8 protein-coding genes are annotated in these 10859 nt (G+C 64.6%); 1 reads left to right on the forward strand and 7 read right to left on the reverse strand.

Annotation, left to right across the window (positions count from 1 at the left end; translation table 11 throughout):
* Positions 1 to 3 precede the first annotated feature (3 nt).
* The 6 genes from PLU72_15725 to PLU72_15750 form a co-directional block, all read right to left on the reverse strand.
* Positions 4 to 1164: an ABC transporter permease gene (locus tag PLU72_15725; protein ID HOT29624.1), complete on the reverse strand. Its 1161-nt coding sequence runs from the start codon at positions 1162 to 1164 to the stop codon at positions 4 to 6.
* The gene (locus tag PLU72_15730; protein HOT29625.1) at positions 1161 to 2297 is read right to left on the reverse strand and encodes an ABC transporter permease; all 1137 of its coding nucleotides are present in this window, start codon (positions 2295 to 2297) and stop codon (positions 1161 to 1163) included. Before PLU72_15730 ends, PLU72_15725 begins: the two co-directional genes overlap by 4 nt.
* Before the next feature lie 4 nt (positions 2298 to 2301).
* Positions 2302 to 3258 carry an ABC transporter ATP-binding protein gene (locus PLU72_15735; GenBank protein ID HOT29626.1) on the reverse strand — a complete coding sequence of 319 codons (957 nt, stop codon included), beginning with the start codon at positions 3256 to 3258 and terminating at the stop codon, positions 2302 to 2304.
* On the reverse strand, positions 3248 to 4210 hold the full coding sequence (locus PLU72_15740; GenBank protein HOT29627.1) for an ABC transporter ATP-binding protein: 963 nt from the start codon (positions 4208 to 4210) through the stop codon (positions 3248 to 3250). The genes PLU72_15735 and PLU72_15740 overlap by 11 nt, the downstream gene beginning before the upstream one ends.
* Positions 4210 to 5247 (reverse strand): HlyD family efflux transporter periplasmic adaptor subunit, encoded by a 1038-nt coding sequence (locus PLU72_15745; GenBank protein ID HOT29628.1) that lies wholly within the window; start codon positions 5245 to 5247, stop codon positions 4210 to 4212. Before PLU72_15745 ends, PLU72_15740 begins: the two co-directional genes overlap by 1 nt.
* 121 nt (positions 5248 to 5368) lie before the next feature.
* The gene (locus PLU72_15750) at positions 5369 to 7888 is read right to left on the reverse strand and encodes a prolyl oligopeptidase family serine peptidase (GenBank protein ID HOT29629.1); all 2520 of its coding nucleotides are present in this window, start codon (positions 7886 to 7888) and stop codon (positions 5369 to 5371) included.
* 167 nt (positions 7889 to 8055) lie between these two features.
* On the opposite strand from PLU72_15750, the gene PLU72_15755 reads away from it, so the two are divergent.
* Positions 8056 to 8259, forward strand: a complete 204-nt coding sequence (locus PLU72_15755) for a hypothetical protein (GenBank protein HOT29630.1) — start codon at positions 8056 to 8058, stop codon at positions 8257 to 8259.
* A 144-nt stretch (positions 8260 to 8403) separates the two neighbouring features.
* Here the strand turns inward: PLU72_15755 and PLU72_15760 are convergent, their stop codons facing one another.
* Positions 8404 to 10671 carry a hypothetical protein gene (locus PLU72_15760; GenBank protein HOT29631.1) on the reverse strand — a complete coding sequence of 756 codons (2268 nt, stop codon included), beginning with the start codon at positions 10669 to 10671 and terminating at the stop codon, positions 8404 to 8406.
* Positions 10672 to 10859 lie beyond the last annotated feature (188 nt).

The raw sequence follows: 10859 nt of genomic DNA on the forward strand, positions 1-10859 counted from the left end.
TCCTTACGAGAAGTTTTTTTTGAACCGTCGGGCCGAGAGGAAGAACGTCGTGAACCCGATCAGGGCGAGAGCCCCGAACTGGGGCCAGAGGACGGCGAGTCCGGTTCCCTTCAGAAAGATGCTCCGGATGATCACGAGGAAATACCGCATCGGATTGATCAGCGTCAGCGCCTGAATCGCCTCCGGCATGTTGGCGATCGGGAAGGCGAAGCCGGAAAGCAACATCGCCGGCGTGAAGAAGAAAAAGGTGCTCATCATCGCCTGCTGCTGGGTTTCGCATAGCGTCGAGATGAGGAGTCCGACGCCCAGGGTCGTCAGCATGTACAGCCCGGCGGCGGCGAACAGCAGCGCGATCGAGCCCCTGACGGGAATGCCGAACCAGAACACCGCTACGCTCATGACGAGGACGATCTCGCCGACGCAGATCAACGCGAACGGAATGGTTTTGCCGAGGATGAACTCGAACGGCGTGATGGGCGAGACCATGATCTGCTCGATCGTGCCGATCTCCTTCTCGCGCACGATCGCCATGCCGGTCAGCATCAGCGAGACGAGCGTCACGATCAGGGCGACGACGCCGGGGACAAAGAAGAAGACGGCCTCCCGGTTCGGGTTATACCAGGAACGGCTTTCGAGCGTCACCTCGCCGACCCGCGGAAGCGCGCCCGCCGTCCGCCGTGCTCGGTCGCGCCGGAGGTCTCCGTTGAACGAGCGGATGATGCGGGTCGCATACTGGAGGGCGATGCCGGCCGTGTTCGAGTCGGTGCCGTCCGTGAGAATCTGGAGCGGCATCGTCCGGCCGGCGGCGATGCCGGCTCCGAAGCCTGGCTCGAAGCGCAGGATGACCAGGGCTTTTCCGAGGTCGAGGACGTTCCGAAGTTCGGCGTCGGTGCGGGGAGAGGCGGCGGCCGCGAAAACGCCGCTCCCGAGGAACCTCGCCGCAAGCTCGCGGCTCTGGGGCGTTCCGTCGCGGTCGCAGACGGCCGTCGGAATGTGGCGAACGTCGGTCGCCATGGCGTAGCTGAAGACGAACAACTGGATGAACGGGAGGGCGAAGATGACGCCCTTCATCCGGTTGTCGCGGAGAATCTGGATGAACTCCTTGACGACGAGGCGGCGCACGCGTTCGATGCGCCGGGACAAGCCCTGCGTGGCGGCGCTCATTCGAGATTCTTCCGGAAGAAAAAAATAGATAGTAATATAAAACAAGAGGCGAACAACAGCAGAAGGAGGATCTCGTCTTGCAGGGCCTGGATGCCGAGGCCCTTGAGCTGGATCCCCTTGAGCACGGTGACGAAATACCGGGCCGGGAACGCCCGAGTGACCGCTTGCACGAAGCCCGGCATCTGGCTGATCGGCGAGATGAAACCGGAAAGCAGCATGGCGGGAAGGAACGTTGCGACCATCGCCGCCTGGCTCGCCAAAAGCTGGTTGCGCGTCACGATGCTGAGAAAGATGCCCAGGCCGAGGCCTGCGGCGAGATACACCGCGGCGATCGTCAGCAGCAGGAGGGGGTTGCCGCGCATCGGCACCGCGAACAGGAACCGGCTGGCGAACAGCGTCAGCACGACGTCGAGCATGCCGATGGCGAAATACGGCGAGAGTTTTCCCAGGACGAGTTCGGCCCGGGAAACGGGCGTCGAGATCAGTTGCTCCATCGTGCCGGTCTCCCATTCGCGCGCGACGCTCAGCGGCGTCAGGAGACCGGCGATGATCATCAGCACGACGGCCATGACGCCGGGGATGATGAACAGCCGGGACTCCATGTCGGGGTTGTACCAGGCACGGGGTCGCATCTCGACGGGAGTATCGGGCGGTTTGCGGCCCTGGCGGCGGAGTTGCTCGAGGAGAATGTCGCCCGAAAAGGCGGCGATGACGGCCTCGGCGTAGCCGAGGGCGATCGTCGCGGTGTTGGCGTCGCTGCCGTCGGCGACGATCTGGACCGTCACCGAACGGCCGGCGCCGAGATCGCGATGGAACGCCTGCGGAATGATGAGCGCGAGGACGGCCTCCCGGCGGTCGAACGCCCGCTCTATATCTATATATGATGATATATACCTGGCGAGTTGAAAGTATCGCGAGCCGGTGAACCTCGAGACGAAGTCGCGACTGAGATTGGTATCGCACTGGTCGAGAACGAGTAGTCCCACCCGGTCGACGTCGAGCGAGAGAGCATACCCGAACAGCAGCATCAAGACCATAGGCAGGGCGAGAGCGAGGCCGAGGCTTCGCGGGTCGCGCACGATGTGCAGGAATTCCTTTCGCGCGACGGCCCGGAGCCGCATCAGGCTGATCATCGCTTCAGTCCCGGCCCGCCCGGGCTCGATTGTCGGCTTCGATCAACTCGACGAACACGTCCTCGAGCGACGGTCGGATCGGCGTGATGACGGCATCGGCGATGCCCGCCGAGCGCAGTCTGGCGCCGACGGCCGAGACGTCCGCCGCCGGGCGGGGCGTGAAATGCAGCGTCGCCCCGAACGGCGCCGCATCGCGCACCTCCGGAAACGAGGAAACCAGTTCCAGCGCCACTTCGAGTGCGCCGCACCTGAGTTCATACAGGCCCGCCACGTGATCCCGCTTCAGGTCGGCCGGGGAGCCGTGGGCGATCATGTCGCCGTGATAGATCAGCGCCAGACGGTCGCAGTATTCGGCCTCGTCCATGAAATGGGTCGTCACGAAAACCGTCACGCCGTCGGCGGCAAGCTCGGCGATGAGGTCCCAGAACCGGCGACGGCTCAGGGGATCAACCCCGGATGTGGGCTCGTCGAGGAACAGGATGCGGGGCTCGTGCATGATCGCACACCCCAGCGCGAGCCGCTGCTTCCAGCCTCCCGCCAGGTCGCGGGTCATGCTGCGCCGGTGCCGGCCGAGCCCGGCCATCTCGATCGCCCGGGTTTTCCGGGCGCTCCGCTGTGAGACGGGAACACCATATATTCCAGAATATAGATCGAGATTCTCCTCGACCGTCAGGTCTTCGTACAGCGAGAATCGCTGGCTCATGTAGCCGATGGCTGCCTTGATCGCCTCGGGCTGTGTGGCGATATCGAGGCCGCCGACGGTGCCGCGGCCTTCGTCGGGCTCGAGCAGGCCGCACAGCATGCGGATCGTCGTGCTCTTCCCGGCACCGTTCGGCCCGAGAAACCCGAAGACCTCGCCCGGCGCCACCGAAAAACTGAGGCGGTTCACCGCCACGAACTCGCCGAACCGCTTCGAAAGCGATTCGACTTCGACGGCTGGGCGCAAGACGTCAGACGGCATGAGCTGCGCTCCCTTCGCGGCCGTTGCTCGTGACGAGGGCGACGAACACGTCTTCCAGGGTGGGGGAGATCTCCCGATGCTCCCTGACCGGCAGGCCTGCCCCGAAAAGCCTGTCATACGCTGCCCGAACGTCGTTGCCGGGATCGCTCGTGACGAGGTGGATCCGGTCCCCGAACGCGTTGACGCGGCCGGCGGGAAAATGCGGTTTCAATACGGCCGCCGCCCTTCGGGCAGAGGGAACGACCAGTTCCAGGAGCGTGCCCGGCATCAGGGCCCTCATCTCGGCCGGCGTGCCAAGGGCCAGAAGGCGCCCTTCATGGAGCATGGCGAGCCGGTGGCATCGCTCGGCCTCGTCGAGATAGGCCGTCGAGACGAGAATGGTGACGCCCTCCCGGCGAAGCCCCGTGAGAATGCGCCAGAAATCGCGGCGCGAGACAGGGTCGATGCCGTTCGTCGGCTCGTCGAGCAGGAGGACGCGCGGCGTGTGAACCAGCGCGCAGGCCAGGCCCAGTTTCTGCTTCATGCCTCCCGAAAGATGGCCTGCCCGTCGGTCCTTGAACGGCAGAAGCCGGCTGAAGCCCAGCAGCCGATCGTATGCCGCGGGGCGGGCGGATGAGGGAACGCCGTACAGGTCGGCGTAGAAATCGAGGTTTTCGAGAACTGTCAGGTCGGTGTAAAGACCGAACTTTTGGCTCATGTAGCCGATTTCGTGTTTCAACCGATCGCCCTCGTCGACGATATGGCGGCCGTTGACATGGGCCGAACCCAAAGTGGGTGAGACGATGGCGGCCAGCATGCGGAGGCAGGTCGTCTTGCCGGCCCCGTCCGGGCCGACGAGACCGAAAATTTCCCCCGCGTCGACGGTCAGCGTGAGCCGGTCCACCGCCGTGACGGTGCCGAACGATTTGGTCAGGCCATCGAGACGGATCGCGACGGCCGGCGTCGACGGCATCAGCGTGCCTGCAGGGTCACGACGGCCGGCATGCCGGGCTTGAGCTCGCCGGCAGGATTGTCGAGCCGGATCTTCACGCGGTAGACGAGTGTGATCCGCTCCTTGTCGGTCTGGATCGTTTTCGGGGTGAATTCGGTCTGCTGCGAGATGAACGACAGCGTGCCGGGGTACGATCTGTCCGGCCAGGTGTCGATCGTGACCGACGCCGCCTGACCCAGGACGACCCGCCCGAGATCGGTTTCGGGAAGATAGGCGCGCATCCAGAGGCGGTCGAGCGGGGCGACGGTGACGACCGGCGTGCCGGCCGCAAGGAACTCGCCCGGCTCCGCGTGGTGCGCGAGAACCGTGCCCGCGACGGGGGAGACGAGGGTGCCGTTGTCGAGCCGGATGCGGGCGAGGGAAACGGCGTGGCTTGCGATGCGGACGCGCGCCTGGGCCTGTGCGACCAGGTCCGTCCGAGGGCCTCGTCGGAGAAGGGCGAGCCGTTGCGATGCTTCGGCTTCGGCCTGTCGTGCCTGCTCGATCTGCTCGGCGCGGGGGCCTTCCCGGACGAGCCTCAGTCGGGCTTCGGCTTCGTTCTGGCGCTCTGCGGCGGTCCGTTCGGCCGTTTCGGCTCGTTCGAGATCCTGGTTGGTGACGGTCTGTTTTGCGTGAAGGGTTCTGATCCTGGCGAGATCGCGTTCGGCCTGCTCCCGGTCGGCGCGCGCGCGTCGGGCGGCGGCTTCGGCGACCGAGATGTCGGCGGCCCTCGAGCCCGCGCACAGTTCGTCCAGCACGGCCCGCGCCCTCAGGTGGGCCGCTTCGGCCTGGGCGATCTCTTCCGGACGCGAGCCGGCGAGGAGATCGGCGAGGGCCGCTTCGGCGGCCTCGAGCTCGCCGCGGCGCATCCCGTATTCCTGCTCGAGCTCGGCCGTGTCGAGCCGCGCGAGAACCTGCCCCGCGGTCACGGGGTCGCCTTCCGAGACGAGCCGTTCGGCCAGGCGGCCGGCCAGCTTGAAGCCCAGTTCCGCGTCGTCGGCCTCGATCGTCCCATGCATGCGGATTTCCGCTCCGCTCTGGGCATTGGCAGCCCGCGGGAACAGGAGAAACGATAAAACCGCGAACGTAAATATATATTTATTCATATATATCAAAAGGATTCGTCGCCAATCTGCCGGCTCATCGGGGCTCCGAGGCAGGTGCCGGGAGCGCGCCAGAGGCGGTAGAGATCGCCGCGGGAGCCGCGGTCGCGTGCCGCTTCAGATGCCGGTCGAGCCACTCCTCCATCTCGGCAAGGGCCTGCATGATGCCCTCCCGCGAACGGTAGCCGTGGCCCTCGAAGGGGAGAACGACGTGGCGGACGGTGCCGCCGTGACCCCGGACGGCTGCGAACAATCGCTCGCTCTGGATGGGGAACGTTCCGGTGTTCTCGTCGAGTTCGCCGTGCAGCAGCAGGAGCGGTTCCGTAATCCGGTCGGCGTAGGAAAAGGCGGACAGGCGGTGGTAGACGTCGGGAGCCTGCCAGTAGGTGCGGCGCTCTCCCTGGAAGCCGAACGGCGTCAGCGTGCGGTTGTATGCGCCGCTGCGCGCGATGCCAGCGGCGAACAGATCGGTGTGGGCCAGCAGGTTGGCCACCATGGCCGCCCCGTAGCTGTGGCCGGCAACCGCGATCCGGTGCGGTTCCGAGACGCCCCGGCGCACGAGTTCGTCGACGGCGGCTTTCGCTCCCGCCGTGATCTGCTCGACGAAGGTGTCGTTCGCTTCGCGAGGCTTGCCCACGACGGGAATCTCCGCATCCATCAGCACGGCATACCCGTTCAGCAGCATGAACAGGATCGAAGCGCCCTGGGGCCGCGTGAACCGGTTCGGCTCCGCCCGCACCTGAGCCGCGGTGTCGGTTGCGGTGTATTCGCGAGGATACGCCCAGAGGACGGTCGGAACGCGTGTTCCGCTCGTATAGCCTACAGGATAATACAGGGTGCCGGACAGGGGAATGCCGTCGGCGCGGGAATAGCGGATCACTTCTTTCCGGATGGCGGTCAGCTCCGGCGCGGGATCGGTGAATTTGGTGATCTGCACGGCCTCGGTGGCGGAACTCCCGGAAAGCGGAACGAGTCGGTAGTTGGGAGAAAGGGCGGGGGTTTCGAACTTCGTGACGAGTGCCGTGGCAGATGCGTCGGCGATGTCCACGACCGACTCGTACGTTCCCGAAGCGGCCCGGAACAGCTCGGTCACGGCGCGGGTCTCGAGGTTGAACGAGCGCAGGAATGGGTAGTTGCCGTCCGGTGTCGCCCCGTCGCCGCTCAGCCAGATGCAGGAGTTACGGATTCGTGCCACGCGCCGGCCGTCGGGGAGCGTTTCCGCCAGTGGCGTGCCGGGATCGTTATACTCGTCGTTGACCGATCTCGAGACCAGAAGAGGACAGGACGACGCCGGCGCGGGCCGGTTGATGTCGAACACTCTGGTTGTCAGCCATTCGTTTTCCTCATCCACATCCGTGATCAGCGCCTTTCCTGGCGCGTCGAGCCAGTCGGCGCCGCTGAACCGTTGCGGCAGGTCGGTTACCGGCGTCGGGCCCGCGTCGAACGGGGCCTGCGTGAAGAGTCGGTCGCGGAACGCGGCCGTGGCGAGCGGGTCACCGCCGTCGAGCGCCTCGGCCCAGAACAGCGTCGCAGGCATGAGAGGCATCCACTGCACCGACCGAGGGCCCGTCGCGACGCCGTTGATCGGAATCTGTTCGCCGGCCGGCAGGTTGGCGATGATGCGCAGGAGCGCTCCCGACGATGCATCGCGGATCTCGAGCACGTGCCCGGCCAGGTCGGCCGGAACGACGTGGGAGAACGGCTGGGTCAGCCGGTCCGTCAGCAGATATCGACCGTCGGGCGAAATGTCGCCCTGGCGGAACAGGTCGGGCTTGCCGACCGGCGTGGCCGAGGCCGTCTCGATGTCGACGCGCACGAACTGCGACGTGGCGAAATGGGCGAACTGCACATCGTGAAACGAGGTTTTGAGCAGGTCCTGGAAGGTGCGTGCCTTGACGAACTTGCCCGATGCCTCTTCTGCGGCCGGTCCCGGCGGAACGGGCGGTTCCTGCGGCGGGTCGCCGCGGTCCGGTGGAACGATACATGCGAATAGAAAATAGCTTCCGGTTGCGTCCCCGGGCCGATATTCCCACTGGTAGGGGGTGGCCAGAAGGTCGTTGAGTCCCTGCAGGATGCAGTGCCCCTTTCCCGACGCGGGATCGAACTTCCACAGTTCCGCGCCGCCGGGGGTGTACATGACCGCGGCGATGGTCCTGCCGTCCGGCGACCAGCTGGGGTAGCCGGCCTTCCCGTCCGGGGGAAACTGGAGTTCGACGGCCTGGAGGGATTCAAGGTCGAGGACGCTGCCGCCCGTCATGTACGACGTGCGTTGCCGCATGTTCGAATCCCGGTAAAATCTCATGCCGGCCAGCCGCAGGATCGGTCGGGCGAGATCCGAAAGCGGCACGTGATTCCGATGCTGAATGAGCAACACCTTTCCGCCGCGCGGCGAGACGCGGGCGGTCGGCGTCGGCGGCGAGTCGACGATCGTTATGATCCGCGGGGCCGGCAACTTCCACATCTGCTGGGCCACGGCCGGAACGGCCAGGCAGCCTGCGGCCAGGGCGATACCGGCCAGCAGGGAAAACGCTCGTGAAACGGGTGATGTCACAGCCATGAATCCGCCTTCCTCGATGAACGGGTTCGAACGTCGCAGCAGTCGCAAGTATAGCACTTCCCGATCTGCAGATGACGCAGATGAAATCGAAAACAAAATTGCCCGTTTCCGTATCTGCGGATCCATTCCTGCCGTATTGCCTGTGGTATGCTACGGATATGCGACGCATGACGATTTTTCCCGGCGCGAGGGGAGGCTACCTGCTCGAATTCCCGCTCATGGCCCTCGGAAGCGGGATACTGGCCGGTATCCTGTCTCCGCTTCTGCCGGAACCCTGGAATCTCGTTCCCTGGGCCGTTTTCGTCGTCGCTTTGGCGGCCTGGTTCCTCTACGACCGGTTCTGCCCCGGCTGGCGTCCGAAGCGCGACTGAGCAGGCATTCCCGCAGCCAGGTCCCGATTCCCCGCATTTTGCCCTTTCGATGAATGGCGTTCCGGAATTGGCAAAACCTCTCCGAAAATCGCGAGGAAGAGGGGGGCCAGCCTGCATCTGAAGGCCTGGCTTTTCTCGCGCCGTTCAGCGAGGGGCGACTTCCTGCAGACGTTTGATGAACGCCTCTATTTTTTCATTGCCGGGGGATGCGCGGCGGGCGATCTCGATGTGCTTCCAGGCCTCGCCGAACTGTTTTTCGCGTGCGGCCATCACGGCCATCATGAAGCGGGCGTGCGCGTTGGTCGGCTGCCGCTGGAGCAGTTGCCGCAGGCTGTCGCGGGCCGCCGGGTAATCGTTGCGGCTGAAGTGGCGCAGGCCGGCCTTGAGATCCGCTTCGTCACGGATATCGGGGGTTCCCTTCCCGGCCGCCGCGGGCGCCGTTCCCGGGGTCGCCGGCGTCGATGGCCCGCTGCTCGCGGCCATGGCTGCCTGTTTTCGCCGGAACGCGATGAACCGGTCGCGGATCTCCAGTGCGATCTCGGCCACGCGCGGTTCGGGCAGGTTCAGATGGGTGTCCTCAAACTCGACCATGATCGACCGGAACCCCACGCGGTACATGGCATAGTTGGTCATATTATTTTCGTTGGTGCCGACGCTGAAGCTGAGCCGGCGCGCGATATCGGCGCCCGGCACCTGAAGATCGCCGATCCGGATGTCCTTGATGATGGCTTGGCCGGATGACGAGGCCCGCTTCAGATTCTCGCGCCCCATCGTCTCGAGGCTGTCGATCAGGTCCCGGACGGCGCTTCCGTCACGCATGAAGAACAGCGACAGGCCGTTGGGACTCGCCGCGCTGGGGTGGCCGAACGCCAGTCCCTGCACCGCGATGAACTGCGGCAGCAGCGCGTTCAGCTTCTCGGCCGGCATCCCGCCATAGAGTGCCTTGAGCTTCATGACGCCGAGATCGCTTTGCTGGACCTGCCAGGGCCCCCCGCCGAACCGGCTTTCCATGCCCATGAGAATCGGGCTCAGATCCAGGCGCGGCGTCTGCTTCCCGAACGTGTAGGTGTCGGGAAAGCTGATCGCAGAGGTGCGCAGTGGCGGGTTCTCGAGCACGTCCCACAGGCGGTTGCGCCCGTGCAGCTGGCAGATCGCATCGATGAACTTCCGCCCGCCGAGATACACTTCCTGAAAATAGCGCCTATTATATGTCTGGAGATTGTCGCCCTCTGACTCTTCCTTCTTCGGATCGACGCCGGCCGACAGGAAACGGGCGAACTCCATCACCTCGCGGTCGAGCCCGAGCGCCGTTCCCAGCGAGTCTTGGACGAAGACGGCGTGGCCCTCGATGACGGCGTTGAACGCCGACATGGCCTCCTGGTCGGTCATGCCCAGCAGTGTGTCCTTCAGGTTCAGATACTGATCCTGCAGGGCGTGCGTCATTTCATGAGCGACCAGCACCCGAACCAGGTTCGGTGTGAACGAGGCATTGATGCCGATCTTCTCCATCATCAGGCTCATGTTGCGGGGAAGCAGGTGCAGGGTTTTGTCGTGAAATCCGTATTTCCCGAGAAGCGACTGGACCATCGTGAGCGACTGCTGGAGCGCCGCCTGGCGGGTCGAGGCCTCGGGCTGATGAGGGAACAGGTTGCGCAGCTGCGGAAACAGGTCGTCCGACAGCGAATTGGCGGTCACGAAACGGGAAGAGACCGATACGAGCGGGGGCGTCTTGAACGTCCTGCCAGCGGCTTTTTCCACCTCGGGCTGGATCTCGCGGACGATCGCCTCGGCCTCGGCCTGCGTGAAAATCATCGGTCCGAGGGGGAACGTATATCCGAGAATCGTTTCGATATACGGAGTGCCGGCCTCGAGCTCGTCGGCCATTTTTTTCACGAGATCGACCTGGTCTTTGGACATCTTTTCCTTGTAGGTGCCCAAGGTTCCGAGGAACTTCATGCCGGTCGAGGGATCTGTATCGAGAAGCCGAAGCGTGCCGACCTGCAGATACGCGACCCCGGTGGCGAGTTCTCCTTCGTCGGCGAGTGTGCTGCCGTACACCGTCATGCCCATCGGATGCCCCAGCAGAGATGACTTTTTCAGAAGTTCGACAGCCTTCTGCTTGTCTTTGGCGACTCCTTCACCCGAGGAATACGCGATGCCGAGCAGCAGAAGCCCGTCGGGATCGTCCTTCTCGACGGCCTTGGCAAACCACCGGGTGGCCTCCCCGTGGTCCTTTTCCGTCCCTTTCCCGTGCTGGCAGCAGATGCCGAGCCGCACCTGGGCCTTTGCGTTCCCCTCATCCGCGAGCTTCCGCAACTCGGCCAGCGGGTCTTCCTTCTCAGAACGCGCCTGAGTGGCGAAAACCAGGAGAAAACAGAAAACGGCGAAGATCCATCGCGATCGGAAGCTCATGAACAACGCGCCCCTTTCGTCCGGCTGCTTGCCCCGGCGTCGCTCTGCTTGTGAAGCCCGATGACCCGCCCGCATGCCATCTCCGACCATCCTACCAACCCCTTCGGCCGTCAGTCAATCGCCACTCTCCGGAATCAGCAATTCTCAGTGAGCGTTCTGGTACGGGTTTTGAGGGGAACCTCTGTCGG

This window comes from Candidatus Ozemobacteraceae bacterium, assembly GCA_035373905.1.
GTDB lineage: Bacteria > Muiribacteriota > Ozemobacteria > Ozemobacterales > Ozemobacteraceae > MWAR01.

Coding starts and splice junctions, on each gene's coding strand:
- PLU72_15740 (HOT29627.1), bottom strand. CDS start 4,210: ATGCCGTCGACGCCGGCCGTCGCGATCCGTCTCGATGGCCTGACCAAA.
- PLU72_15760 (HOT29631.1), bottom strand. CDS start 10,671: ATGAGCTTCCGATCGCGATGGATCTTCGCCGTTTTCTGTTTTCTCCTG.
- PLU72_15730 (HOT29625.1), bottom strand. CDS start 2,297: ATGATCAGCCTGATGCGGCTCCGGGCCGTCGCGCGAAAGGAATTCCTG.
- PLU72_15755 (HOT29630.1), top strand. CDS start 8,056: ATGACGATTTTTCCCGGCGCGAGGGGAGGCTACCTGCTCGAATTCCCG.
- PLU72_15745 (HOT29628.1), bottom strand. CDS start 5,247: ATGCATGGGACGATCGAGGCCGACGACGCGGAACTGGGCTTCAAGCTG.
- PLU72_15725 (HOT29624.1), bottom strand. CDS start 1,164: ATGAGCGCCGCCACGCAGGGCTTGTCCCGGCGCATCGAACGCGTGCGC.
- PLU72_15735 (HOT29626.1), bottom strand. CDS start 3,258: ATGCCGTCTGACGTCTTGCGCCCAGCCGTCGAAGTCGAATCGCTTTCG.
- PLU72_15750 (HOT29629.1), bottom strand. CDS start 7,888: ATGGCTGTGACATCACCCGTTTCACGAGCGTTTTCCCTGCTGGCCGGT.